Source organism: Archangium violaceum, assembly GCF_016887565.1.
GTDB classification, from domain to species: domain Bacteria; phylum Myxococcota; class Myxococcia; order Myxococcales; family Myxococcaceae; genus Archangium; species Archangium violaceum_B.
The window spans coordinates 13,039,080-13,065,172 of sequence record NZ_CP069396.1; the positions used below are offsets into that span (position 1 = coordinate 13,039,080).

Below are 26,093 nucleotides of genomic sequence, written 5' to 3' on the forward strand. Positions count from 1 at the left end.
GATGCGGCTCGAGGGAAGCGGTACGCGGTCGGCTCTGCGGACATTGACCATGGCTGTCTGCACGATGGCTGTCACCGGTTGCGAGTCCTCGCTCCCGGCGTATGTGCTCGATGATGTCGACGTGGGCACGGTCGAGGCGGGAGTGAGCACCGCTTCCGGGACGCTCGGTGGCAAGGCCGTCTGGGCCTACTTCAACAACCCGCCCGCCTTCGGTGGCGTGGACGCCACCATCACCAACGAGGTGAAGCGTCTCATCGACAATACGCCCGCGGGCGCCACCATCCGCGCCGCCATCCACTCCGTGAGCCATACGGGCATCGCCGATGCCCTCCTCGCCGCGCAGAACCGCGGCGTCACGGTGTACGTCGTCATGGACGCCAAGAACGCGAGCACCGGCTACGCCGCCGTCGAGACGCTCAAGAAGCTCGCCAACTACAAGTTCTGCACCAACACGAGCGGCGGTGGCGGCTGCATCAGCACCAGCGCCGCCAGCAACATGCACACCAAGCTGTTCACGTTCAGCCAGACGAAGGATCCCAACGGCGTGCTGCGCCCCTACGTCTCCTGGTTCGGCTCGGCCAACCTCACCGGCGCCAGCGGCACCGAGGCCTTCAACAACGCCATCGTCATCTACGACGCCGTCACCCTCTTCGACGGTCTCAACGCCAACTTCACCGACATGTGGAACCGGCGCCACTACACCGGCAATGACTACTACGACTCCGCCTCCGGCCGGGGTTACTACCTGGCCAACCCCGCCGATGCCTATGCCTCTCCCGAAGGCGTGGGGCAGACCGATACCATCGTCACCCGTTTGAATGACATCACCCCCGATGCCAACTGCCGCATCCGCATCGGCATGTCCTTCGTCACCACCGGCCGCCCCGCGCTGCTCTCGCAGATCAAGAGCATGAAGGCCGGCGGTTGCTCCGTCTGGATGGTCGTCAGCGGCAACTCCACCGACGGCATCGACATGTCCCAGTCCGTCTACAACGAGCTGCTCGACGCCGGTGTCGCCATCCGCCGCAAGGACAAGGTCCACGACAAGTTCTTCGCCATCTACGGCAAGTTCGGCACCACCTATCACTACCGCGTCTACACCGGCTCCCAGAACTGGTCCCAGGACGCCCTCAACGAAAACGAGGAGCTCTTCGTCAAGCTCGCTCCCGAGTCCGGCACCGTTCATCCCATCTACGACGCGTTCGTCGCCCACTTCAACGACGCGTACAACAACGGCGTCACCTGCTCCAAGGCCAACTACCCCTGCAAGTAGTGTCGGGGCTTGCTCGCCCAGCCGCCAGGCGCTCCTCGTCCCCTGACACGCTCGCGCGCCACCGCATCACAAGGACAGCCACCTCCCTCTCTCCCGGACAGAAGAACTCCAGGGAGAGGGCACGACATCCCCTCTCATCGAGGTTTGTCATCATGGCTACTCCTGCCCGGTCGCTCCTGCCCACCCTCCAGCTGGGCTCCCGTGGCCCCGACGTGCGCGAGCTCCAGACCCTGCTCAACGGCAAGGGGTTCGACTGCGGAACCGTGGACGGCGTCTTCGGCCCCAAGACCCAGGCCGCCGTCGAGGCCTTCCAGCGCGCGGAGAAGATCACCGTGGATGGCATCGCCGGCCCCCAGGTCTGGGACCGGCTCGAGGCCCAGAGCCCCACGCTTCCTCTTCCTCCTCCGGGCTCCCCCGCCACCGCCGAGGCCTTCGTCCAGATGGCTCTCTCCCAGGCCGGCGATCGGTATGTCTTCGGCGCCGAGGTCCGGCTCGATGATCCCAACCCCGAGGAGTTCGACTGCTCCGAGCTCGTTCAGTGGGCCGCTCACCAGGTCGGCGTCTCCATCCCCGATGGGACCATGAACCAGCTCCCGCATATCCAGCGCGCCGGCAAGGAGATCTCCGTCGAGCGGGCCTTCCGCACCCGCGGCGCCCTGCTCTTCCGCCCGGGTCACGTCGCCATCAGTCTCGGCGACGGCCGCACCATCGAGGCCAAGGGCTCACAGTACGGCGTCGGGGTCTTCAGCGCCCACGGCCGGAAGTGGACCACCGGGGGTCTCATCCCCGGGTTGATGTACTGATGCGCGCTTCGTGAAGACCCTCACCCCGTCCCTCTCCCAGAGGGAGAGGGGTGATTGTCTTCTAGAGATCGCCTCTTGGCGTCGTCGCTTCGTACAGATGCTCGATGAAGTCCGGTAGGAGTTGCGCCGAGAGGATCCAGATCCTCCCCTCCCCCAAGTCCGCCAGCTTCGCCCTCTCCGTGTACCCCGTGTGCTCCGTCTCCACGTAGTGCACGAAGACGTCCAGCCCTCGCTGCCGGTACCACTCCGCCGCCCCCGCCAGCAACGCCAGCATCGCCTCCTGCCCCTCCGCAGAGGCTTCGTCCACCAACGGCACGATCCGCAGTCCGTCCAACACGTGGAACAGGTTCAGCCCCGGGTGCGCCGTCTCCAACACCCCCACCGCCAGCGCTCGCCCCTCCTTGCGCGCCACCAGCACGTCCCGCTCACGCTTCAGCCCCGCCTCGCTCCACTTCCTCTTCAGCTCCGTCAGCTCGAACCGCTCCGGCACCAGGTCCAACGCCTCCCGGTACGCCTCCGGCCTCGTCTCCTTCACCCGCTCGAAGAACGCCTCCTTCTCCTCCTCCGTCGGCGCCCCCAGCGTGATTCCCTCCGGCTTCTCCCACTCCCGCCTCGCGTCCGCCTCCATGAACCGGAACGGCACCATGCACGCCTTCCCCGTGTGCTGGTACCACTCCGCGAAGTCGAACGCCGTGAAGCGCACCCACCTCACGTGCGCCTCGCAGTACGCCAGGAACCACTTCACCTCCGCGTCCATCTGCGCCGGCTCGAAGCCCCTCAGATAGATGTCCCGCAGCGCCTCCCGCGCCGTCCCCCGCGCCCGCTCGTTCCCCGGCTGATGCCTCGCCAGTTGGTGCCCCAACCAGCTCCCCGAGTACGGCTTCAGCCACGACAGGCTCGCCTCCACCGCCTCGCCCCCAGGCGTCGGCCTCACCACCCGGTAGCCCAGCCGCGGATTCCTCTCCAGCCGCTCGTGCGCCTCCCGGTACTCCGCCTGCATCCGCTCGAAGTCCGCCGGGCTCTTCCCCGACAGCCGGAAGTACCCCGAGCGCTCGAACAGCTCCCACGTCCCCTGGTTCCACTCCCCCGTCACCCGCGTGTTCGGATGGCTCTGCTCCTCCACCAGATTGCGCCAGCGGTGCGCCTCCTCCGACGTCACCGGCACCACCGACATGCCGCAGCGCCGCCCCAGGGACGAGCCCGTGATGCTGCGCACCTCCGCCTTCAACCGCACCGGCTCCCTCCCCGGCATCCCCACTTCGATCTCCGGCAGCACCAGCCCCGGGTACATCACGTCCTCGCCCGGATTCGTGCAGAACGACATCCCGTCGTACGACAGCTCCGCCAGCTCCCGCTCCACCCGCACCTGCGGCCACAACGGATGGCTGAAGCGCACCGCGCACCCGCCCCACGCCGGAGCCCTCCTCAGCCACCGGTGCCGGTAGCGCACCAGCTCCTTCGGCAACGGCACGCTCCACAGCCCGTCCTCGTACGTCGCGTGCTCCACCTGGAAGTGCAGCACCGAGCTGTAGCCGAACATCTCCAGCGTGAAGGGCACCGACGGCAGCACCCCCATCACCTCCCACGCCACCCGCCCGTCGTATTTGTCATACAGCGCCGCCACCAGCTCCACGTCCCCCGTGCTCGCGCGCGCCATGCCCCGGCACCGCCTGGCCGTCAGCGCCTCGAAGATGCGGCAGATTCGATCCGCCCGTGTAATCCGCTCCCGCCAGATGGGCCTCGAGCGCGGCATCTCCAGCTCGCCCTTGTCCCTCATCCCCTCCAGCACCGACACGATGTGCCGGCCCTGGTCCAGCGGCGGCGCCACGAAACGCAGGCTCAGCTCCGACGCCTCCTCCGGCCCCGGCACGTGCACGTTCGTCACCTGCGCCCTCAGGGACGTCCTCTTCCCTCCCACCCCCAACACCACGTTCGCCGTCTGCCCGGGCCTCAGCACCGTCGGCCTCGACAGGCTCAACGTCAGGTCCTCCGGCGACAGCTGCACCAGCCTCGCCTCGGGTTGCTCCCCCTCCACCGACGCCTCCGCCCGCAGCCCTGGCCCCAGGCGGTAGCCCAGGATGCTCTCTCGGGCGCGCGTGACGTCCACCTTCTCCGTCGCCATGGGAACTCCGTCTGTCTTGGAGAGCCGAGTTACGTGAACCATGAAAGTTTTTTGCGCCACCGTCTTGACTGACACCGGGTGGCCTTCCGTTCCGCCAATGTGGACACACGCCCCGGGGCTTGCAGCCGCATCCGGGGGTGGGATCCGTGGAAGCGTTGCGGACCCATCGGGTCATCCGTTCGCGAACGACAGTGAACACACTCCCCGTGCACCCGGTGGGGATTGCCCCTTCCACTCCGCGTGCACAGGGCTCACCCGCCGCGCGCCTGGGGGGACCCCGGGCCCGGTGTGCTCCCGACGGCGCTCCCACCTCCCGGAAACACGGGTGGAATCCGCTCCCGTTGCACCCTCACTCGAAAATCACGACGGTGGCTTTCGACTCGGAGCCGCCCGCCATATAAACTCGGCTTCCTCGAATGGCTGGGCCAAGGCAACCCCTCGCGCCGGACGATGTGCGCGGCAGGCAGATGGGCAACTACGAGGTGCTCTGCCGCCTGTCCACTGGCGGGATGGCGGAGATCTTCCTCGCGTCCAAGCGCGGCCTGGCCGGCTTCCACAAACCCGTGGTGCTCAAGAAGATCCTCCCGGACATCCAGGGCCAGGAGGAGTTCGTCCGGATGTTCCTGGACGAGGCCAAGGTCACCGCGGCCTTCAACCACCCGCACATCGCCCAGGTGTTCGACCTGGACGTGGCCCAGGGCGAGCTGTTCCTCGCCATGGAGTTCGTCCCCGGCGCCACGCTGCTGGAGGTGGCCCGAGCCTGCCGCGCCGCCGACGAGCCCATGCCCATCGGCTTCGGCCTGGCCTCCGTGCGCGACACCGCGCTCGCGCTGCACTACGCGCACACCTTCACGGACGCGCTCGGCCAGCCCTCGCCCGTCATCCACCGCGACGTGGCCGAGAAGAACATCATGGTGACGTACGAGGGCGTCACCAAGCTGCTCGACTTCGGCATCGCCAAGAACCTGGCCGGCGCCCACCGCACCCAGGTGGGCATGGTGAAGGGCACCAACGGCTACATGTCGCCGGAGCAGATTCTCGGCGAGCCGCTGGACGCGCGAAGTGATCTGTTCAGCCTGGGCGTGGTGCTGCACGAGTGCCTCACCGGCATGCGGCTCTTCCCGGGCAAGGTGCCCTCGGCGGTGTGGAACGCCGTGCTCAAGGGCCCCATCGCCGAGCCCTCGCGCACCAACAAGGCCATTCCCCCCGAGCTGGATGCCATCGTGCTCAAGGCGCTCGCGCGCCGGCGCGAGGACCGGTACGCCAGCGCGCTGGAGTTCGCCCGCGAGCTGGAGCGCGCCGTGGGCCCGCTCATCTGGCTGCCCGAGCGCAGCGGCGAGCTGCTGCGGCGCCTCTTCGCCGAGCGCCGGGAGCAGACGCGCCAGCTGCTCGCCAGCGGACGGGCCGCCGCGGGGGGCACGGGCGAGGTGAAGCTCGCGCAGCTCTTCTCGGACAGGGAGACACCCTCCACTCCGCCTCCCGTGCCCGCCACGCCTCCGGCGCCCTCGCCCGGCGTGGCCGCTCCGAGGGCCCGGCCGCCCCTCGCCCCGACGCCTCCGCCCGGCGTGGCCGCTCCCCCGCGCATCTCCACCGCGGGGCTCATCCCCGTCATCTCCGCGCCCAACTTCCCCGTGCCCGCCGCCGCGTCCGACCATACGGACGTCGTCCCCTACCCGGCCGTCACGAAGTCTCCGGCGCCCGCTCCGAATGAGGTCACCCGGATCGCCGCCCCGCCCCCGCCTCCGGCCCCGGCGCCTCCCGAGGAGACCCCGGGCCCGAATCGGCCGGTGCTGCCCGCGCCTCGCGCGCCCGCCCGTGCCTCGGGCCGCCAGCCCCCTCCGCCGGAGCCGCGGACCCCGGCACCCCCCGAGCCTTCTCCCGCGCGCCCGCGCGGCCCGAACCGCACCGACGCTCCCCCCGCGGTGAAGGAGCCGGTGGAGCCGGATCTCAAGACGGCCGTCATGCGGCCGCGCCGCCCCAGCGATCAGCCCGTCACCCCGGACCCCGGTGCCGCCTCCGGGGGCGGCTCCGCGCGTGTGCCACGCCGGCCCTCGCTGTCGCACCTGGACGCCGTCACCCAGCCAGCTCGCTCGCTCGAGCCCTCGCTGTCACACCTGGATGCCGTCACCCAGCCGGTCCGCTCGCTCGAGCAGCCCGGGACTTCCGCGCCGGAGCAGCCCTCCCCGCCCGTCTCGCGTCCACCACTGCCCCCTCCGCGCAAGCTGGAGCTCGACGACGAGGACGCCCCCGAGTACCCCACCGTCCCCGCACTGAGGCTTCCCACGACCCCCGCGAAGCTGCGCCCGATGGGGTTCGAGGATGACGAGGACGCTCCGGAGTACCCCACCGTCCCCGTGCTGAAGTCCCCCCTGCCTCCGTGGTCGGCCCCGGTCGAGCCCCAGCACGAGGAGCATGAGGAGCGCACCTCGCCCAACGGCCTGGTGATCGAATCCCAGGAGAAGGAGCTGGCCGCTTCGAGCCCGCCAGCCCCAGAGCCCACGTCCTCGCGCCGGGGTGTGCTCGTGGCCACGCTGGTGCTCGCGATCCTCCTGGGCGCGGGAGCCGCCATGGTCGCGCTGCGACTGGACGGGGGACTGCTGTCCTCGCGGCTGTTCCCCCAGGACCCGGCACAGGCTCGGACCCAGGCGGCCGAGGCCCCTCCTCCTCCCGCTTCGACGGCCGCGCCGGCCAGCACCGGGGATGCCGCTCCCGTGGTGCCCCAGACCGGCACGGGTGACACGCCTCCGGCCGACCCGGCCGCGCAGGCGGCTCCTTCGAGCGCCACGCCGGAGGCCACGGCTACCTCCGCGGCACCCGCCACCCCGGAAGAGGCCGCCGCCGGTGCGGGTGCGGCCGAGGGGCAGAACGAGGCCGTTCCCACCGATGCGCCTCCGCCCCCGGGCGCGAGCGCAACGGACGGTCAGGACGACGCCCCCGAGGCCGCCGCCCAGGTCGAGTCCCCCGAGCCCGCGCAGTCGGCGAAGCGAGGCAAGGTGGCGGCGCCGTCCCGCCGCAAGCGGGCCTCCTCCGCGGACGTGGAGAGCGCTCCCGAGCAGGTGACGAACGCCAACGAGGCGGATCGGGCGTGGGAGGCGATGGAGCGGGAGCGCACGGGCGCGGCCGAAACGTCCGGAGAGACGGGCAGCCTCACGCTCACCTCGGATCAATACGCCAAGGTGTACCTGGGCAACCGCCTGCTGGGCGAGACGCCGCTCTTCCGCGTGTCCCTCCCCTCGGGCAAGCACACCCTGAAGCTGGTGGGTCCCGACGGCAAGTCGCAGAAGGTGTCGGTGGAGATCAAGCCGAAGGAGCTCTCGTCGCTCCGCGTCTCGCTCGGGAAACAAGCCCGGGAGTAGGCGGCCAGGCGGCGCGGGTGCAATCGCTCCGGCCGCCGTGCGTACCTCGGAGGACACGAGGCCTCGCGCCTCCTCCTTCCCGAGGTCCGCCCAGATGATGCTCCGCACGCTGCTCCTCCCCGTCGCCCTCCTGGTGTCCGTGCCGGCCTTCGCGGAGGCCCCCGCCGCCGACTCGCCCAAGGGGCAGATCGAGGTTCCCGACTTCCGGGGCGTGGCGGTGAGCCACGGCATCCGCGCCGAGGTGAAGCCGGGTCCCAAGTCGGTGCGCCTGGAGGGCCGCTCGGAGGACCTGTCCCGGGTGAAGCTCGTCGTGGAGCACGGGGTGCTGACGACGCAGGTGGAGCGGGGCTCGCTGTTCTCGAGGGGGATGAAGGAGGTGCGCCTCTACGTCACCAATCCGCGCGTGGAGAGCGTGTCGGCCAGCGGGGGCGCGCACGTCGAGGCCGAGGCCACGGCGGCGAGCACCTTCGAGGTGGAGGCGAGCGGGGGCAGTGAGGTCAACGTGACCGGCCTGGACACGAAGAAGCTCGAGGTCGAGGCGAGTGGAGGCGGCGAGGTATCGCTGAAGGGCCAGACGGGAGAGATGCACGTGGAGGGCAGCGGGGGCGCGGTCATCAAGGCGCGGAAGGTGCGGGCCGAGTCGCTCGAGGTCGAGGCCAGCGGCGGCACCCATGTCGAGGCCTCCCCCGAGCGGAGCCTGAAGGGCGAGCTGTCCGGAGGCTCGACGGTGAAGGCGTCGCGCAAGCCCGAGAAGGTCGATGTGGACACCTCGGGAGGCTCCGAGGTCGAGTACGAGTAACGCGTCGCGCGAGAAGCGTGGCACTGGGGTGGAGCCGCGGAGCCGGGGGGCTGCGTGCCTCCACCTCTTTCTTTATCATCCCCGGTGCCGCTCGGCCGCACGGTAGAATTGGGTGAGGGAGTAGTCCAGCAACGCCTGACACGAGCGCATGTAGTGGTGAGCCCGGGCAAAAGGAAACCATACACGGTTGCCTACGAGCACCTGGGCCTCCTCCAACTTCTGGCGCGGAATCCACTGACCGCCGAGGTTGCGCACCAGCACCTCTCCCAGGTACGCGCCAATGGCGGGCACCACGTGTGCGTCGATGTCCTGCCGTTCGAACACCCTCGGAAAGTCCTCATACCAGAACTGGTAGTCCACATCGCTGAGTGATTCGGGTGTCTCCTCGAAGATGGAGGGTACCTTCGTGTGCAGCAGGGCCACGAGACGCTCGGCGAGGGTGCTGTAATGCTCGCGAGCGCGCTCCGGGGCATCCACGTCCGGAGGCAGAGCGGAGACCGCGGGGCGCCACTCCTGGGGCTCGGGTGGGCGGTACGCGTTGAACTCGGCAATCCTGCGCTGGCGCTCGTGGCTGGCGACGCGGTCCACGACGCGCGATAGCAGAGGCGCCACGTCTGGGTGGAAGCGAGGCTCCACGGGGGCCAGCATGGCACTGCGCTCGCGCAGGGTGCGCAGCACGGTGTCGAAGTCCAGATCCGGTCGGAGGTGGACGAACGCGCGGGCCTGGGCGAGGCGCGCCTCGTCGCTGGCGAAATCCGCGGCGGTGGGCCACGTCACCAGGAGGACGGAGCCGTTTGGGAGTTCCTCCAGCCGGTGGGCTGGCGTGGACAGCATGCGCTCACGGCCAACCATCTCCACCAGCTTCGGGCCGAAGACGTTGAGCCAGAAGACCTCGTAGATTTTGTCGAACCCGTCTCGAATGGAGGTCTGCTGATCGCGTCCGAAGCGGGGGGAACCCGCCAACTGCGCGTCATCGGCGCTGTGGGCCCTCGCATGAGTGACCGGATAGCGGGAGGCCCAGGCGCGCACCATCTCCACGAAACCTTGGCAGAGCTGCGCCTCAGCGAAGAAAGAGAGAGGCTTCACCTTGATGATGATGTCCAGTTCGGGAGCCCGCGGTGGGAGCCACAGCCAAAGCCGACTGTCCAGGGCGGGCCACTTCGTCCGATAGAGTCCAATGGACGTGCTGTTCCCATCGCGCCGCTCTTCCAGCGCCTTCCAAATGGCGTTGCGGGCGTATTTGCGTTGGCGCTTGCCGGTGACGACATCCGGCATCCACCGGCCTGCGTACTCCTCCAACGCTTCAAGGAAAGGCTCGAGCTCACTTGTCAGTGCGGCCTGTGGATTCATGGCGCCTTTGAAGATGAGCCCAAGGTGGTCCTCGCTCTTCTCGCCGTGAAACTCCAGTACTTTCATTGGAACAGCACCTCTACTTCCGGAACCTGACTCCTGGTTTTTTCCATGGCTGCATCCAAGTAGTCTGGATTCGTAGGTTTGAGTTTGCCACCCTCGTAGACGAGGCGAACCCTCGGAACCCGCACCTCACTGCCCCCTGGAAAAAGGGGCTGGAGGGAGTCTCGACGGATGTCCAGCGTCTCACCGTAGTTCCGTAGAGCCTCCTTCGCGTCGGCAATCATCTGTGCCTCCAACGCCGTCTCTCTCAACCCCGAGAGTTCTCGGCTCTTGAAGCTGAACGTCTCCACGCGACGCGGCTGTCCGCCGAGCTCGCCCGCTTCGATGACGAGCACGTCCGCGAAGCGCAAGCCGGAGTCCGGCTTCCTCACGCCCACATTCGTCTCGATGCGGGGCTTGTCGAAGTCGCCGAGGAAGCGGCGCTGCGCGCGTGGCAGCCGTGCGTCAGCCTGCAGCAGTGTCACCATGACGCGCTCGAAGGCCAGTCCTCGGGCAAACCACACCCGCATCTGCTCGTAGGCCTCCCACGGCAGGGGGCCCTTGGCGGCCTTGCTCTCCTTCACCTCTCCCAGGCGCTTCTCGTAGTAGTCGACGTACTCGCGCCAGCGTGGGTTGCCCCGGGCCTCGGGCGGCGGGGCGTCGAGGGAGGGACGCTGCTTCTCCAGCACGCCCACGTCCTTGGGCAGACGCGGGTTCGTGGACTCGAGCTCCACCGCCGAGAGCTTTGCATCCACCACCTCCCGCGTGTAGCCAGCCCCCTCGTCCACCAGCGAGGCCAGGCCATCAGGGCGCTCCACGCCGCGCGTCTCATTTGGGGAGGGTCCGCTCCTCCCCACGGAGGTGCCCGTGGCCCCGGGCCTGGCCCTGGACATCAGCGGCCGTGCCTTGGCCACATCTCCCCGGGCCTCGTACAGCGCCAGCGCGGCGTCCACTCCCCCCACGGCGACGAAGCGGCCCGACTCCCGGCTGGCTCGTAGGTACCGGGCCAACTCCCGCAGGCCGTCCGCGCCCAACAACCCTTCCAACCGCCGCGCCGTGTGCTCGAGGGCGCGCAGCCGCGGCTCCATGGTCTCGAGTCCGGTGGGGAGGTGCGGCCCCATTCCCGGTGTGCCTCGGGCCTCGGAGAAGTGGCGTACGCCCTTTCCTCCCACATAGATGGCCACCAGCAGCGTCGCTGGCGCCAGCTCGCGCGTGGCCTGCTCGTACTCGCCTCGCGCCAGCGAATGCGCACCATGGCCCGTGCTGGCCAGCAAGCCGTAGAAGCCCAGCGGCACGCCGAAGGTGAGGTGGTCCAAGCCGCCCAGCACCACGTTGCCCGCCGAGAAGTGCCGCGCCGCCCACCTCTTCTCCGCCTCGTCGAGGGCCTCCTGGTAGTCCGGCGGCAGCTGGCCTCGTATGGTGGAGAAGGTAAAGGCCGCCCCGTCACCGCTCACCGGAGAGCTGGTGAGCGCGTCCCTGCCAGCGCGGGCAAGGCCTCGTCCCACGTCTCTCGTTTCAAAGTCCCGGTCCGGACGGGCCGTGGGTTTCAGGCCCCGCCTCTCCAGGGCCGTCTGGAATGCGGGCAGCAACGCGAGCATCTCCTCCAGCCGCTTATCCTGGGCCAACAGGAAGAGAATCTCCCGCAAGTCATCGTCATGGGACGAGTTGACGATGAAGAGGGCGAGTACCTGGGCTCTGACGGCTCCATGGTCCTCGGTGGTCTTCACGAGGAGGGAGGCGCGCTTGAGGTTGAGGAGGCGAGCGACATCTTCGCGCGCGGGGCCCTGGGCACCGAGCCGCACGGCGCGCCAGTCGTCCAACGCCTCCACCAGCCGGGGCATGTCCACGCGCTCCTGCAGCGCGAGGAATTCCGCGGGCGAGGTGCACGTGAGGAAGGGGGCGAGGAGTGCCTCCCCGTCTCCGGAGGAGAAGTCGGGCCAGCCTGGGGGCACGGCCTCTCCTCCGCAGGCGGCAGGGCCCTGGGTGGCATTCCCCCCGCCGGCCACCTCGTGCGCAGGCGTGCTCGCCAGGAGCACGTCCGGGCCCAGACCCCGGGCGCTCGGGCGGCGGTGCGGCCGATCCTGCCCACCAGGCCCGGTAGAAGCGAGAGGGGAGGAAGCGTCGAGTGGGGGCGTACTGGCCCCCGTCTCTCGCAATGCGGAGAGGGTACGCGGGCCCGTGGGGTGTCTCGCATCGGGTTGCGGTGCCAGCGTGACGCAGCCGGTGGACAGCAGCACGGCCCCAAGCAGCACCGCCGCTGAACCAGGCGAAGAGCGGAAGAGCCACGTCACCGGGGCAAGCCCACGCTGGCCATCAATCCTCATAGACAATCTTCACCGGTTCTCCCGCTACCAGTTTCTCGAGGTCGTCCTCCCCTCGAAGCCGGAACTGGGAGTAGGTGACCTCGACACCTTCCTCGATTGGATCATCGTCACATTTGATGATCTTGCGGACACCCGCGAAAACCCAGCTGGCCGGATGGTCGTCCCAGAAAAACGTGCCTGAGCTATCTCCCTCCGCGGCCAATGCCTTCGCCACTCCCTTCCTGTGCGCCTCCTCTGGAGATTCCGCGGCCACCAGGTAGATGTTCTCCCAGACTGGCACGTAACCCGCGAAGCCATCCTTGAAGCTGACCCTCATGATGGCGTGCACCGCAAACCATGGCATGGATTCACCGCTCCTGACGCGCGCCCGCGCTACGGCATCTGGGCGTACTCGTTCATCGAAGGCAGGTAGCCCATCTGCTGAACCAGCGTATAGCCCCATACGCTCAGGTCCCGCGTGGACGTCGCGTAGGCCCCGTCCTGCTGCCGGTACCACAGCCAGAGCACGGGCGTGGTCCCAGACACATTCGGCCCCATATAGACATAGCCCTCGAGGTTGTCGACGCCATCGGGCTCATAGCCCGCCGGCGCCTGCATCCCCATCAGCAGTGAGAGGAAGCCGTTCCCCGTGGTGGAGCGGTAGCGCAGCAACGGCCGCGTGGACTGCAGCACCGGGAACGTGTGCGGCACGTTCCGTCCGAGGATGCTCCCCTCGAACGACTGCGCATGCGGCAGATCCAACAGGTACTGCTCCGCGCCTCCCACCTGGGACACGTACCCGTCGCCATTCGGCGCCATGGCCGTCGCGGCCGTGGTGAGGAATTGGGCCGTCTGCGGCTTCTTGAAGCGGTACAGCCCCGTGTCGATGTACGTCGAATAGGAGAACAGCATCGAGCCCTTGCCAATCAGCTCGTCCACCGAGAGCTGCTCGCAGTAGAACGGCTCGTGCTCGCGCTGGCGCGGATCCGGCAGGCTGTAGGGGCACGTGCCTCCATACTTCAGCGTCGACCAGCGCTTCTTCGTCAGACACAGCGCCTTGCCCCGCACCGCCCTGCTCTCGCCCGTGCGCTCGAAGACATACACCGGCGTCCCCGTCCACGCCGACTCGAAGAAGAAGTCACCATCCGCTCCGAAGGGGCCCGCCGACACATACTTCGTGAGCGGATCCTCCGGCTCCACCTGCGTCTCCACGTCCCCCTTGTTGAACATGATGAGCGGCGTTCCATTGATGGTATTGGGCATGCCCTCCCCGCAGTAGTCCGCCGAGGCCATCGCCGTGCAGGCCGCGTGGTACTCGAAGGCCTCGACGATCGACGTCGCCGGGACCACCGGCTCCCCGCCCGGCATCGGATCCGCGCTCAGCCACGGCGCATAACCCCAATCCACGCACTTGGCCGCCACCCCTCCCCCGATGAACCGCGTCTCCTGCCCCTCCTCACTCCTCACCGGACGGCACGCGAAGGAGAACGCATCCGGCTGCGTGTAGATGAGCACGTTCAGGCGCGCGTTCGGATCCCCCGCGTTCGCGTCCGTCTCCCCCGCCTTCACCGTCTTCCACCGGCCGGGCATCGCCAGCGCCCAGGAGCCGTTCGGGCACAGATTTCCGGTCCGAGTCGGCGAGCTCCATTCCACCTGGTACTCCCAGGCGGTGCTCGACTCGACGCCCGTGTAGACATTGGCGTGCCGCTGGGCCGCGACGACCTTGAATCTCACCACCTGGCCCTCCACCTCCGCGGAGAAGCTCACGTCCCTGAACTGATCCCCCCTCCTGGGGCTCCCCTGCCACATCCCCACGAGCTGGCCTCGATCGATTCCCACCTGCTGGAAGCCGACGCCCTGATACCTCGCGCTACTCAGCAGCAGCGTGATGGGCTCGAACTTCCTGTCCACCGTGCCGTGCAGGTGCGTCCCCTGATCGCTCTGGTAGCCCCCCACCTGCGCCCAGGCCGTGGTGGTGGCGAAGAGCACCAGCATCCCGCCGAGCAACCTCGCCCCTACCGGCCGCTTCCTCCGCGTCCCCGAATCCATCGGTCCTTCCTCCTCGAGCGCCTCGCGCTCGCTTCCCCGCTGTCCCCTAGCAAGGGTCCTGCCAGGGTATCTGGAAACGGGGAATTCAGGGAACCGGGTCAGGGACGGGTGGATCCGCGCAGACGCGCAGGCCGACGAGCGGCGTGCGCAGCGAGGGATCCCTGTTGGTGTAGTGGTTGTTGCTCCGGGCGTCGATGAAGCTCTGGTAGTAGCTGCCGCCCGAGTAGAAGGTCGAGCCAGGCATCGCGTTCAGGTGCACCCATTCCCAGACGTTGCCGGAGAGGTCCGAGACGCCGAAGGGGCTGTCGGAAGCGGGGTGGCTGCCCACCTCGTCGGGGCCAAAGGCGAGGTTCTTCTGCCCGTAGGCGCGATCGAAGTTGGCGTCCTCGGGCCCCAGCTCGTAGCCGTGGGGGTAGAGCCGAGCATCCGCGCCGCGGGCGGCCCGCTCCCACTCGTAGATTTCACACAGGCGCGCCCCGGGCAGCTTCCCCGAGCGCGACAGCCACGCGACATAGGCCTGGGCGTCGTGCCAGGAGACGCCCGACACGGGAAAGCGCAGCCAGTCCTGGTCCACGAACCGCGTGCGCTCCGGGTAGTGCACCCGCTCGCCCTCGCGCACCAGGAAGGTGTGATCCCTCGGCTTGAGCAACAGCTGCCACTGCCCACCGGGCAGCTCGCTGAGCTCGACGCTCCCGTTGAAGTGCTGGACGCGCGGCCGGCGCTGCTCGCGCTCGGCGGGGGGCAGCTCGCGCAGGAAGCGCAGCCAGTCGGCGTACGTCACCTCGTGACGGGCGATGAGGAAGCCGCCCGTGCGCGCCTCGTGCAACGGCTGCACCCGCAGGATGTTGCGACGGACCGTCTCCTCGTCCTCGCTGCCCACCAGGAAGCGGCCGGGCGGCACGTAGACGTAGCCCTCGGGCACGGAGGCCGGCAGGGGGATGTGCAGGCGCAGTTGCTCCCCGCGCGCCACGAGCACCGGGTAGTACACGGGCGGGCGATCCGGCAACGCGAGCACCAGCCGGTACGAGCCCGGCTCCAGCTCCACGTCCGCCAGCGGAGTCGTACCGAGCGGCCGGGGCTCGGAGGGCCGCAGGTGCCCGCCCTCCCGGACGTAGCGCTGCACGGAGACGGTGGCGCCCGCGGGCCCCGTCTCCACGTCCAGCCGCGCCGGAGCCTGGAGGCGGCGGTGGTACTCGCCCGTCCCGTCGTACAGGTCGAGCTGGCGCTCCAGGTCTTCCCGCAGCGAGCCCTGGTGGGCTCGCTCGGCCAGCAACAGGCGCTCGTAGATGGCACCCGCCAGGAGCTGGCGCGTGTCCTCGCGGCCGGGGTCCTTCAACAGGGCCCGCCGCAGCTCCTGGTTGATCGGATCATGCAGCTCCTCGTTCAACCGGGCCGCCTTCCGCAGCGCGCTGGCCCAGAGCTCCTCCCCCTTCTTGTCGTCTCGGACCTCGAGGGTGGCGAAGGCCTGTTGCCGGAGCGACTCGACGGCGGCGCCCTCCTGGCGCGCCTCCTCGAGCAGCTCCCGCGCCTTGTGGAGGTGGGCGTCCACCTCGCGCCGCGTCTCCAACCGCACCAGCAGCAGGTTGCCCCCGTAGGCGAAACCCGCGGTGAGCGGCAGCGCCAGCACCGCCCCGAGCCGCACCAGCCTCCCCCGGCGCACCGCCCGGCGCGAGGCCGCGAGGAAATCCGACTCCTGGGGCGCGAGCCCGCCCGGCTCCAGCGACGCGACCTCCGCCAGGGAGCGCGCGCCCCACAACGCGTCCGCCGGACGGCCCAGCCGCCGCCACTCCGCCGCCGCCCGCTCCAGCCGCTGGTGGGCCGCCCGCCGCTCGGCGTCTCCCGCCAGCCAGCCGCGCAGCAAGTCCCACCCCGTCAGCAGCGCCTCGTGCGACACCTCGTAGGTGGCCTCGCCCTGGGCCTCTCGCGCCACCAGCAGGCGCCCGCGCACCAGCGCCTCCAGGGCCGCCCGCTCCTCCTCCGCCTCCACGCCACCGCTCAGCAGCTCCGCCGGGGTGCGCCGCGCCCGCGTGCCCTCGGCGGTGACGAGCTTCAGCAACAGGCGCCGCGCCGCGATCCGCTCATCCGGCAGCAGCCGGGCGAGGACTCCATCGGCATGGCGGGCCAGCGCCCCCGCGACGCCTCCGAGCGCCTCCAGGGCCGCGGCGGGGATGAGGCGCCGCTCCGCGTCCCGCGCCTCCCAGAGCTCCGCCAGGGCGAACTGGAGCAGCGGAAGCCCTCCCTCCGCGCGTCCCGCCGCCACCAGCGCCTCCACCAGGGCCTCGGACTCGAAGCCCACCCCCCGGGCCCGCGCCGGCGCGGTGATGGCCTCGCGCAGCCCCGCCTCCGACAGCGGCCGTAGCAGGTACAGCGCCCCGGAGAGCACCTCGCCCAGCCCGGGCAGCGCCGCCAGCCGCGTGAGGAAGTCCCCGCGCGCCGTGGCCAGCACCCGCACGCCGGGCAGGCCCTCCGCCAGCGTCCCCAGGGCCTCGGAGACGAGCGCGGCCTCCTCCGGCTCGGCCAGCGTGAGCAGCTCCTCCAGCTGGTCCACGAAGAGGAGCGTACCGGTGGCGCCCTGGTGTGCCCGCAGCAGCCGCCCCAGCCCCTGGGCCCCGGCCCGCAACGCCTCCACCACCCGCGCCTCGTCCAGCCCCGGCAGCGCGGCCAGCGCCGTGGCCAGCGCCGCCACCGGGTGCCTCCCGGGGACGAGCGTCACCACCGTCCACGCGCTCCCGAGCGCCCCCTCCGCCACGCGCGGCAGCAGGCCCGCACGGCACAGCGAGGACTTGCCCACGCCCGAGTCACCCGCCACCAGCACGAAGGGCTCGGCGCGCAGCCGGTCCAGCAGCGCGCGCACCTCCGCTCCCCGGCCGAAGAAGACACCGCGCTCCTCGGCGGAGAAGGCGTGCAGTCCCGGGTAGGGCCGCTCCGTCACCACCAGCTCGGTGTGGCCTCCCTCGCGCAGGGACTCCAGCGCCTCGCGCAGCTCCTCGGCCGAGGAGAAGCGGCGCTCCGGCTCGAGCTCCAGGCACCGGTCGACGATGGCCGCGAAGCGCGAATCCATCCCGGGCACCTTCGAGGACACCGGGGCCGCGCGGCCGCCCAGCACGGCCTGCCGCAGCTCGCTCAGGCTCGGGCCCTGGTGCGGGGCGTGGCCCACGCACATCTCGTAGAGGACGCCCCCGAGCGAGTACACGTCGCTGCGGGCCGAGGCCGGCTCACCGCGCCACACCTCGGGCGCCATGTACCGGGGCGTGCCCACCCAGGCGCCCGCGGCCGTCAGCCCGAAGGCCTGTCCTTCCTCCGGCTCCGGCTCCGGTGACTTCCCCGACGCGGGCTCGCTCCGGGCGGGCTTTCCTGGAGAGGACAGCGTCGCCAGGTCGTCCTCCCCCGTCCGCTCCGTCACCGGGGAGGACGAGGACTGGGGCTTGCCCGGAGAGGACAGCGTCGCCAGGTCGTCCTCCCCCGTCCGCTCCGTCACCGGGGGGGACGGGGCCACCCACCGCGGTGCTCCGTCTCGCGCTCCCTCGGCGGCATCCAGCAGCTTGGCCAGGCCGAAGTCGAGCAGCTTCACCTCCCCGTCCTCGGTGAGCATGGCGTTGGCGGGCTTGATGTCGCGATGCAGCACGCCCTTGCGGTGCGCCGCCGCCAGCCCTCGCGCCAGGCCGATGCCCAGTCCCAGCACCTTCTCCCACGGCACGGGCCACGACTGCTTGTCGAGGCTCTCGCCGCGAATGAACTCCGAGACGAGGTAGGGCCGGCGCAGCACCTCGCCGATGCGGTGCACGGCGACGATGTTGGGGTGCTGCAACCGGGCGACGGCCCGCGCCTCGGTGCGGAAGCGCTCGCGCTGGCCCTCGTCCGGGGCGACCCCGGAGAGGAACTTCACCGCGACGAGCCGGTCCAGCAGCGTGTCCTGCGCCAGGTGCACCTGTCCCATGGCCCCATGTCCGAGCGGGCGGATGAGCCGGTACTCCTCGAAGGATGAAGGTGGCTCCCATTGGGGAGCGGGCGCGGACACGGTCGGGCATTCTCCGCTGCCCTCCTGTCACGGGCAATGCTCGGGCACCGGGCAAGACTTGCCCGCACGGCAAGAGCCGCCTGGCAAACCTTGCCTGCTCCCCCTCCGAGCTACAGCCCGTACTGCTTGCACTTGAAGGTGAAGGTGCGCAGCGGCATGCCGAGTATCTCGGCGGCTCGCACCTTCACCCCCCCTGTCTCGCGCAGGGCCTTGGCCATCGCCTCGCGCTCGATGGCGCGCAATTCCTCGGCGAGCGGCATGCGGCGGAGCGGCTCGGAGTCGGTGGAGGCCTCTTCCGGCGCGGCCTCCGGCTCCAGCTCCGGCGGACGGTGCGGTGCTCCAGCGGCGGCGGGCGCGGGGGGCGTGGGAGGAGACAGCGCGGCGAGGACGCGCTCGGGCAGGTGGCTCGGCCGCACCACCGCCTCCGTTGCCGTGGCCGCCACGTAGTCCAGGGTGTTCTTCAGCTCGCGCACGTTGCCCGGCCAGCCGTAGCTCTCGAGCGCCTCCAGGGTCTCGGGTGCCAGCGACATCGGCTCGCGCCCCGAGGCGGTACAGGCGGCGGCGAGGAAGCGCTCGGCCAGCACGTGCACCTCCCCGCGCCGGTCGCGCAGCGGGGGCAGCACCACGGTGGCGGCGCCGAGTCGGAAGAAGAGATCCTTGCGGAAGCGCCCCGCCTCCACCTCCTTCTCCAGGTTGCGGTGCGTGGCGGCGACGATGCGGATGTCGATCTCCCGCTCCTTCGTCCCGCCCACGCGCAGGATGCGCCGTGTCTCCAGCACGCGCAGCAGCTTGGCCTGGGCGGCCGCGGGCAGCTCGCCCGCCTCGTCGAGGAACACGGTGCCCCCCTCCGCCGTCTCCAACAGGCCCGGCTTGGTGGTGGTGGCCCCGGTGAAGGCGCCCTTCTCGTGGCCGAACAGCTCGCTCTCCACCAGCGTCTCGGCGATGGAGGCGCAGTTGATGGCCACGAAGGGCTTGCCCGAGCGGCGCGACCAGTGGTGCACGGCGAAGGCGGCGTTCTCCTTGCCGGCCCCCGTCTCCCCGAGGATGAGCACCGTCAGCTCGCTGGCGGCCAGACGGCGGATGAGCTCGTAGAGGCGCAGCATGGCCGGATCGGCCACCACCACGGTGCGCTCGCCGAGCACCAGCTCCGTGGCCTGGGCCGCCCGGCCACCCTGGCCGGCGAACGAGGCCGCGGAGGACGCGGCGTACAGCACCAGGTTCACCTCGCCGATGGACACCACGTCGCCCGGCTGGAGCGGAGACACCTCCTGGATGAGCTGTCCGTTGATGCGCACGCCGTTGTGGCTGTCCCAGTCGGAGATGCGCACCTTGCCGCCCTGGACATAGAGCCGTGCATGGCGGCGGGAGACCGAGCGGTCCGCGACGCGCACATCCATCTCGGTGGCCCGGCCGATGTTCAATTGCCCCTCGACCGGCAGATCCACCATGGACGACGTCGTCCCATCGACCACGAGCAGGCGGAACCGCTCGACATTCTTGCGCACGTTCACCTGGCCCACGCTCCAGGTCTGATCGTCACCCTCGTCCATGGGGCCGGATTGTAGCCCCAGGGACGCATGAGCGGAGTACCCCGAGTCACGGTCAGGGCAACTGGGAGTAGGCGCTCATCGAGGGCAGGAACCCCATCGGCACCGGGCCGGAGAGGTCGAGGTAGCCCTGGGCCGTCATGTCGCTGGTGGTCGTCAGGAAGCCCGGGCCTGGAGTCTTCTGCCAGAGGCGGAGCGCGGGTACCCCCGCCGGTGGCATACCCACGTAGATGTACCCCTCGGTGTTGTTGGACCCATCGGGTGCGAAACCCGGGGGCACCTGCGCGCCTTCCACCAGGGTGACGTGGCGCCGCTTGCCATCCGGAAGGGTGGAGGAGTAGCGCAGCAAGGGCCGCGTGTGCGCGAAGCCCGGAACCGACGAGGGTGCGTTCGCGCTGAAGAGAGGGCCCTCGAAGAAGGGTCGGTTGGAATTGATGTCCGGCACGAAGTCAGCCGCGCCCGGGATGCTCGGATCCGGCTTGTAGTCGGGATATTTGCCGGACGGGCCGACGTCCACCCTGGCAGTGGTCAGGTACGCGCCGGTCGTCGGGTTGACGAAGCGGTAGAGCCCCGCATCGACATAGCTGGAGTAGGAGAACAGCAGCGCCCCCTGCGACAACAGCTCGTTCCTGGGCATCTCCTCGCAGAACCGGGGAGGGAGCGGGACGGCGGGGCGAGGGCGGGTGGTGGCGGCAGCCGGGGGCTTCCGGGGATCCTGCACGAAACCGGCGTCGAGGGTGCAGGCGCCGCTGATCGGCAGGGTGGACCAACGCTTCTTGGTCAGACACAGCGCCTTGGGGCGCAGCCCGGAGCCGGTGGTAGTGGCAGCGGGGACCGCCGCCCAGGCCGCCTCGAAGAGAAACTCCGCCCCCGAGCCGAAAGGACCGGCCGCGACGTAGGGGGTCGCGTTGCCCATACCATCCTTCCCGTTCTCCACGTTCTGGGTGTTGAACATGACGATGGGCGTGCCATCGACGGTGTTGGACCTGGCCTCGCCGCAGTAGTCCGCGGAGGCCATGGCGACGCAGGACACGTGGTAGCGCAGCGCCTCGTCGAGCGTGGTGGCCGGGTAGACACCGTTGCCCGGAAGAGCATCCTTGTTCAGCCAGGGCGGGTAGCCCCAATCGACGCACTTGGCGGCCACGCCTCCCTTGGCGTACCAGGAGCTCCCATTGGGGTTCTGCGTCTCGAGCGGCACGCAGGCGAAGGAGAACATCGGCCGCGGCTCGGACGGAATGTAGACGTTCCCCTTCCAACGGCCCGGCAGCGCGAGCGCCGGCCTCCCGTCCTTGCACAGACTGCCACTGCCGTTCGGCGACTCCCACGTCACCTGGTACTCCCAGGCGGTATTCGATGGCCTCTCGGTGTAGACGTTGACGTGCCGATTGGCCGATTGGACCGTGAACTTCACCGTCTGGTTCTGGTTGTTCACCATCACCGTCGTGAAGAAGGTCACGTTCTTGAACAAGGAGCCCTTCAACGGCCCGCTTCCCTTCTGCTCCAACAGGCCCGATTCGAGCGAGACCTCGATGCTGGCGCCCTGGTGCATCGCGGAGCTCAACGGAATGCCGATGCGCTCGTAGAGCTCCCCCGCGCTGCCACTCAAGCGCGTGCCCTGATCGTTCTGGGTTCCCCCCTGCTGAGCCCCCGCCGTGGTGGCGAGCAGAGCGACCACACCCGCCGTGAGCGCGGCTCCCGCCGACCGCCTCCACATCGTCCCGAAATGCATCGATCCATCCTCCCCGAGCGCCCGAGCGCTCCTGACGGGGTTGCCTGTTGCAAGCGCCCTACCAACGGGCATCGCGAGGTGGAGCACCCCGTGGAAAGCAACATCTTGCCCGAGCACCAGGCAAGACTTGCCCGGTGCCAGCCCCTCTACCGGGCAAGGTTTGCCCGGTCTCAGCTGAGCCGGAAGATGCTCTTGAGCCGGCCGAGAATGTGGCTCTCCTCGGTGATGGGCGGCGTGTCGCCCGAGGCCGTCATCACCGCGTCCAGCTGCGTGCGCCGGTGCGCCAGCATCCCCGACAGCTTCGGCGCCAGCTCGGGGTGCTCGCTGAAGAGGCGGGCGAACACCGGCCGGTCCAGCTCCAGCAGCACCACGTCCGTGAGCGCCACCACGGTGGCCGTGCGCGGCTCGCCCGTGAGCAGCGACATCTCGCCGAAGTAGTTGCCCCGCGTGAGCCGTGACACCTCCACCCCGCTGGCGCGCACCGACAGCTCTCCCCGGCCCACCAGGTAGAAGGTGTTGCCGTGCTCGCCCTGCTCGATGACGTGCTCGCCCCGGGCGAAGCGCTTGGGCACCATCTCCCGCCGCAGCCCCGCCCGCTCCTCCTCCCGCAGCACCTTGAAGAGGTCCACCCGCCGCAGCATCTCGGCCACCACCTCCTCGGGGAAGTCCGAACCCGCCGGACCGCTGTTCATGTGCATCTTCCGGTTCGGGTAGGGCAGCTCGATTCCCTCGCGCCGGAAGCGGTACCAGAGCCGGGTGTAGATCTCCTCCATCACCCAGTCCGCCTGCCCGAAGTCCTCCACGAAGTAGCGGATCTGGTAGCGGATGCCCACCTCGTCGAAGCCCCACGTGCGGCAGATGGGCTGAGGCTCGCGCAGCACCAGCGGCACGTGCTCCAGTGCCTCCAGCACCGCCTCCTTCACCTCGTTGGGCGCCCGATCGTACGGCGCATGGAAGTAGACGTCGGCGCCCACCGGCTGCGCCGCCCGCGAGTAGTTCTTCACCGCCTCCTTCGAACAGATGTTGTTGGGCAGGGTGACGATCTCCTTGCGGCCCGTCTCGATGCGCGTGGCGCGCCAGGCGATCTGCACCACCCGGCCGGTGATGTCCCGGATGGTGACCCAGTCCCCCACCTGGAAGGGGCGCTCGAGCTGCAACGACAGGCCCGCGAAGAGGTTGCCCAGCGTGTCCTGCAGCGCCAGACCGAGCATCACCGAGAGGATGGCGGAGGTCGCCAGCAGGCTCGTCAGGTCGACGTCGAACTGCGTCTTGAGGATGGAGATGATCGCAACGATGTAGAGCGAGACGTCGATGACGTCGCGGAGGATCTTCGGCTGGGGGATGCGCGAGCGCAGGCGCAGCAGGAACAGGCCGAAGGACACGACCGTGCGGATGCCACCGAAGGCGAAGGTGAGCATCCACGCCATGCCCAGCAGCTGGCGCGCCCGCGGATGCAGGAGCGGTCCGAGCTCGGCATCCACCGCGCGCAGCACGAGGAAGGTCATCAGGAAGCCGAGCCCCCCGCTGAGATCCTTGCGCAGCTGTTGATCCGAGCTCAGCGCCCGAGCCGCGAGCACCAGCAGCGTGAGGATGACTCCCACCGCCAGGGAGGTGTGGCTCTGCAGGAAGGGAAGCACGCCGCGAGCCTGCTCTCCCGCCGCTCGGAGGGTCAAGGCACGCGGAGTCTCGCTTCACGGGTGGAGCACGGGGACGGAGACCCTCGCCCCGCCCCTCTCCCGGCGGGAGAGGGAGGGAGGCGCGAATTTTTCGTTCGATTCACAATCCGAGGCTCGCCCGGATAGAAGAGGGTTTCATCCTCCGAGCCCGAGCCATGAAACGTCACGCCCCCTCCGCCGAGCGCAACCGCGAGCCCATCCTCTCCGTCCTGCGTGAGGTGCTGCCACCTCGGGGCACCGTGCTCGAGGTGGCCAGCGGCACGGGCCAGCACGCCGTCTTCTTCGCTCGCGCCTTCCCGGAGCGGGTGTGGCAACCCACCGACGCGGACCCCTCCGCGCGCGAGAGCATCGAGGCCTGGCGTCAGGAGGAAGGGCTCCCGAACCTGCGCCCTCCGCTGGCGTTGGATGCCAGTGCTTCCACCTGGCCCGTGGAGTCCGCGGACGCCATCGTCTGCATCAACATGATTCACATCTCCCCGTGGGAGGCGTGCCAGGGATTGATGCGCGGCGCCGGCCGGGTGCTGCCTCCGGGCGGGCCCCTGGTGCTCTACGGGGCGTACTTCATCGAGGGCCGGCCCACCGCGCCGAGCAATCTCGCCTTCGACGCCTCGCTGCGTGAGAGGGATCCGACCTGGGGCGTGCGCGAGCTGGGCGCCGTCACCGAGGAGGCCCGGGCCCACGGGCTGGAGCGGGACCGCGTGGTCGACATGCCCAACAACAACTTCACCGTGGTCTTCCGCAAGCGCGCCGGGTGAGCGGCGAATCCTCCCCAACTTCTCCACAGGGGAGTGCCCGTCCCGAATCCTCCCCAACTTCTCCACAGCCTCGGCGTCCACTCCCGCGCGGAGGCTTCACGGAAGCCTCCCCGGACCCCGTCGCTTCGGGTTAGGCAGGAGGCCATGTCACGCACCCTCGGGGCCTCCGGGCCCACCGTGTCTCCCCTGGGACTGGGACTCGCCGCACTCGGCCGTCCCGGGTACATCACGCTCGGACATGGGAAGGACCTCGGTGGAGATCGCTCCGTCGAGGCCATGGAGCGCCAGGCCCATGAGGTGCTGGATGCGGCGTACCGTTCGGGCATCAGGTACCTGGACGCCGCGCGCTCCTACGGCCGGGCCGAGCAATTCCTCTCATCGTGGTTGGCCTCTCGTGGCGTGCGCCCCGGGGAGGTCGTGGTCGGCTCCAAGTGGGGCTATACGTACACCGCCGACTGGCGCGTGGAGGCCGAGCGCCACGAGGTGAAGGACCACTCGCTCCCCACCCTCCGCCGGCAATGGGAGGAGAGCCGGGCACTGCTCGGATCCTGGCTGCGGCTGTATCAAGTCCACTCCGCGACCTTCGAGAGCGGGGTGCTCGATGACACGAGCGTGCTGGAGGAGCTCGGGAAGCTGAGGGACTCGGGCGTGCGCGTGGGACTGACGCTCAGTGGACCCCGGCAAGCGGAGGTCCTGCGGCGCGCATTGGACATCCGGATCGGAGGGTCCCCCTTGTTCTCGTGCGTGCAGGCGACATGGAACCTGCTCGAGCGCTCCGCGGGTCCCGCGCTCGCCGAGGCCCATGCGGCGGGCTGGGGCGTCATCATCAAGGAGGCCGTCGCCAACGGGCGGCTCACCGGGCGCAACGAGGATCCGGGCCTGCGCCCCCTGCGCGAGGTAGCCGAGGGCTTGGGAGTCGGAGTGGACGCGGTGGCCATTGCCGCCGTGCTCGCGCGGCCGTGGGTGTCCGTGGTGCTGAGCGGGGCCACGACCGTGGAACAACTCCAAGACAACCTGCGTGCGCTGGAGGTGAAGCTCGGGGACGAGGCGTGGGAGCAATTGCAAAGCCTTGTCGAAACCCCGGAGACCTACTGGGCGAAGCGCTCCGCCCTGCCCTGGAACTGAGCCACTCGAATCAGCTGGCTCAGGCCGGCAACGGGGCGGTGAGGGCCGCGAACATCATCTTCAGCACCGAGTCGCGCGCCACCAGCAGCTTCGTCGAGCCCAGCACCCACTTCACCGTCCGCCGGGAGATCTTCACCGGCTGCTTCTCCAGCACCGCCTTGTTCCCATACACCTTGCGCAGCGTCATCACCGCCAGGAACAGCGGCCAGAGGCAGAACAGCCGGATGCCGTGCTCTTCCCGGGGCAGCGCCATCACGTACTCGAAGGCCTGGCGCAGCTCCCGGTGCGCCACCGCCACCAGCTTCCCGTGCGCCTTCATCGCCTCGTCCCGCTTGTCCGGCTGCAGCAGGGACTCCGGCGTCAGCCCGTACTCCGCCAACACCGTCCTCGGCAGCCAGCAGCTCCCCCGCTCCAGATCCTCGCGCACGTCCTTGAGGATGTTCACCAGCTGCAACGCGTTGCCGAACGCCACCGCCCGCGGCTCCAGCTTCTCCGCCCGCTCCGCCACCGCCGGCGAGTACCAGGTGAACAGCCGCGTCAGCATCTCCCCCACCGTCCCCGCCACGTAGTAGCAGTAGCGCATCGTCTCCTCGAGGCTCTCCAGCCCCAGGCCTCCTCCCGAGACGCGGCCCTTGTCCCCCATCCTCCCCATCCCCTCCGTCATCGTCGCCACGCACGCCGCCACGTGCCCACGCACCGGCGCCTCGTGCACCGCCAGCGCCTCCAGCACCCTCGGCGTCCCCTCCAGCAGCCGCAGCTCGGCCGCCGGCGTCTGCGCCCGCAGCACCCGCAGCGCCTCCTGGGTGAAGCGCTTCGCGTCCGCCTGCCACCCCTCCGGCAACGTGCTCAACCGCGCCAGCTCCGTCAGCAGCGCCGCGCTCGCCGGGCCGTGCGCCTCGTCCTCCAGCGTGTCGGCGATCCGACACAGCAGGTAGGCCACCATCACCGCCGTGTCCAACGGGCCGGGCAGCACCGGGATGTTCAACGCGAAGGTGCGCGACACGGCGGGCAGCACCTCGCGACAGAAGGAGACGGCGTCGGGTTCGTTCCGCGGCGACATGGTCGGCGAGAGGCTCAGCTCCAAGAGACGACCACCCCTCGCTCCCTGGCTGCTCCCACCCCCGGAACCGGGCTCCCCGGCTGTCG

The 26,093-nt window shown here is 69.8% G+C and carries 16 protein-coding genes; 6 read left to right on the forward strand and 10 right to left on the reverse strand.

What is annotated here, in order from left to right:
• Positions 1-49 precede the first annotated feature (49 nt).
• Both JRI60_RS52095 and JRI60_RS52100 read left to right on the forward strand, forming a co-directional pair.
• Entirely contained in the window at positions 50-1,273 is a 1,224-nt protein-coding gene (locus tag JRI60_RS52095) for a phospholipase D-like domain-containing protein (RefSeq protein WP_239470236.1), read from the forward strand.
• Positions 1,274-1,425: 152 nt separating this feature from the next.
• Positions 1,426-2,076, forward strand: coding sequence for a peptidoglycan-binding protein (locus JRI60_RS52100; RefSeq protein ID WP_204223625.1), 651 nt, complete (start codon positions 1,426-1,428; stop codon positions 2,074-2,076).
• 61 nt (positions 2,077-2,137) lie between these two features.
• On the opposite strand, the gene JRI60_RS52105 is transcribed toward JRI60_RS52100, so the two are convergent.
• Positions 2,138-4,198, reverse strand: a complete 2,061-nt coding sequence (locus JRI60_RS52105; RefSeq protein WP_204223626.1) for a PilZ domain-containing protein — start codon at positions 4,196-4,198, stop codon at positions 2,138-2,140.
• Positions 4,199-4,614: 416 nt separating this feature from the next.
• On the opposite strand from JRI60_RS52105, the gene JRI60_RS52110 reads away from it, so the two are divergent.
• Positions 4,615-7,554 carry a serine/threonine-protein kinase gene (locus JRI60_RS52110; protein WP_204223627.1) on the forward strand — a complete coding sequence of 980 codons (2,940 nt, stop codon included), beginning with the start codon at positions 4,615-4,617 and terminating at the stop codon, positions 7,552-7,554.
• A 94-nt stretch (positions 7,555-7,648) separates the two neighbouring features.
• Complete coding sequence (locus JRI60_RS52115; protein ID WP_204223628.1) at positions 7,649-8,353, forward strand: head GIN domain-containing protein; 705 nt, start codon at positions 7,649-7,651, stop codon at positions 8,351-8,353.
• A gap of 75 nt (positions 8,354-8,428) precedes the next feature.
• Here JRI60_RS52115 and JRI60_RS52120 read toward each other — a convergent pair whose 3' ends face one another.
• The 8 genes from JRI60_RS52120 to JRI60_RS52155 form a co-directional block, all read right to left on the reverse strand.
• Positions 8,429-9,769 carry a hypothetical protein gene (locus JRI60_RS52120; protein ID WP_204223629.1) on the reverse strand — a complete coding sequence of 447 codons (1,341 nt, stop codon included), beginning with the start codon at positions 9,767-9,769 and terminating at the stop codon, positions 8,429-8,431.
• Positions 9,766-11,697, reverse strand: coding sequence for a hypothetical protein (locus tag JRI60_RS52125; protein ID WP_239470237.1), 1,932 nt, complete (start codon positions 11,695-11,697; stop codon positions 9,766-9,768). Before JRI60_RS52125 ends, JRI60_RS52120 begins: the two co-directional genes overlap by 4 nt.
• Positions 11,698-12,058: 361 nt before the next feature.
• A complete protein-coding gene (locus JRI60_RS52130) occupies positions 12,059-12,412 on the reverse strand; it encodes a DUF4288 domain-containing protein (protein ID WP_204223631.1) in 354 nt (117 codons plus the stop codon).
• 29 nt (positions 12,413-12,441) lie between these two features.
• Positions 12,442-14,097, reverse strand: a complete 1,656-nt coding sequence (locus tag JRI60_RS52135; RefSeq protein ID WP_204223632.1) for an ADYC domain-containing protein — start codon at positions 14,095-14,097, stop codon at positions 12,442-12,444.
• 85 nt (positions 14,098-14,182) lie between these two features.
• The gene (locus JRI60_RS52140; protein ID WP_343213384.1) at positions 14,183-18,115 is read right to left on the reverse strand and encodes a protein kinase domain-containing protein; all 3,933 of its coding nucleotides are present in this window, start codon (positions 18,113-18,115) and stop codon (positions 14,183-14,185) included.
• Positions 18,116-18,225: 110 nt separating this feature from the next.
• Positions 18,226-19,665 carry a sigma 54-interacting transcriptional regulator gene (locus JRI60_RS52145; protein WP_239470238.1) on the reverse strand — a complete coding sequence of 480 codons (1,440 nt, stop codon included), beginning with the start codon at positions 19,663-19,665 and terminating at the stop codon, positions 18,226-18,228.
• A 52-nt stretch (positions 19,666-19,717) separates the two neighbouring features.
• Positions 19,718-21,391, reverse strand: a complete 1,674-nt coding sequence (locus tag JRI60_RS52150) for an ADYC domain-containing protein (RefSeq protein WP_204223633.1) — start codon at positions 21,389-21,391, stop codon at positions 19,718-19,720.
• A gap of 170 nt (positions 21,392-21,561) precedes the next feature.
• Complete coding sequence (locus JRI60_RS52155; protein WP_239470239.1) at positions 21,562-23,064, reverse strand: mechanosensitive ion channel family protein; 1,503 nt, start codon at positions 23,062-23,064, stop codon at positions 21,562-21,564.
• 158 nt (positions 23,065-23,222) lie between these two features.
• Between JRI60_RS52155 and JRI60_RS52160 the strand changes: the two genes are divergently transcribed.
• Positions 23,223-23,822 (forward strand): DUF938 domain-containing protein, encoded by a 600-nt coding sequence (locus JRI60_RS52160; RefSeq protein ID WP_204223634.1) that lies wholly within the window; start codon positions 23,223-23,225, stop codon positions 23,820-23,822.
• Positions 23,823-23,966: 144 nt separating this feature from the next.
• A complete protein-coding gene (locus tag JRI60_RS52165) occupies positions 23,967-24,947 on the forward strand; it encodes an aldo/keto reductase (RefSeq protein ID WP_204223635.1) in 981 nt (326 codons plus the stop codon).
• A gap of 19 nt (positions 24,948-24,966) precedes the next feature.
• On the opposite strand, the gene JRI60_RS52170 is transcribed toward JRI60_RS52165, so the two are convergent.
• Positions 24,967-26,007 (reverse strand): phytoene/squalene synthase family protein, encoded by a 1,041-nt coding sequence (locus JRI60_RS52170; protein WP_204223636.1) that lies wholly within the window; start codon positions 26,005-26,007, stop codon positions 24,967-24,969.
• Positions 26,008-26,093 lie beyond the last annotated feature (86 nt).

Coding starts and splice junctions, on each gene's coding strand:
- JRI60_RS52095 (WP_239470236.1), top strand. CDS start 50: ATGGCTGTCTGCACGATGGCTGTCACCGGTTGCGAGTCCTCGCTCCCG.
- JRI60_RS52100 (WP_204223625.1), top strand. CDS start 1,426: ATGGCTACTCCTGCCCGGTCGCTCCTGCCCACCCTCCAGCTGGGCTCC.
- JRI60_RS52105 (WP_204223626.1), bottom strand. CDS start 4,198: ATGGCGACGGAGAAGGTGGACGTCACGCGCGCCCGAGAGAGCATCCTG.
- JRI60_RS52110 (WP_204223627.1), top strand. CDS start 4,615: ATGGCTGGGCCAAGGCAACCCCTCGCGCCGGACGATGTGCGCGGCAGG.
- JRI60_RS52115 (WP_204223628.1), top strand. CDS start 7,649: ATGATGCTCCGCACGCTGCTCCTCCCCGTCGCCCTCCTGGTGTCCGTG.
- JRI60_RS52120 (WP_204223629.1), bottom strand. CDS start 9,769: ATGAAAGTACTGGAGTTTCACGGCGAGAAGAGCGAGGACCACCTTGGG.
- JRI60_RS52130 (WP_204223631.1), bottom strand. CDS start 12,412: ATGCCATGGTTTGCGGTGCACGCCATCATGAGGGTCAGCTTCAAGGAT.
- JRI60_RS52135 (WP_204223632.1), bottom strand. CDS start 14,097: ATGGATTCGGGGACGCGGAGGAAGCGGCCGGTAGGGGCGAGGTTGCTC.
- JRI60_RS52145 (WP_239470238.1), bottom strand. CDS start 19,665: ATGGACGAGGGTGACGATCAGACCTGGAGCGTGGGCCAGGTGAACGTG.
- JRI60_RS52150 (WP_204223633.1), bottom strand. CDS start 21,391: ATGCATTTCGGGACGATGTGGAGGCGGTCGGCGGGAGCCGCGCTCACG.
- JRI60_RS52160 (WP_204223634.1), top strand. CDS start 23,223: ATGAAACGTCACGCCCCCTCCGCCGAGCGCAACCGCGAGCCCATCCTC.
- JRI60_RS52165 (WP_204223635.1), top strand. CDS start 23,967: ATGTCACGCACCCTCGGGGCCTCCGGGCCCACCGTGTCTCCCCTGGGA.
- JRI60_RS52170 (WP_204223636.1), bottom strand. CDS start 26,007: ATGTCGCCGCGGAACGAACCCGACGCCGTCTCCTTCTGTCGCGAGGTG.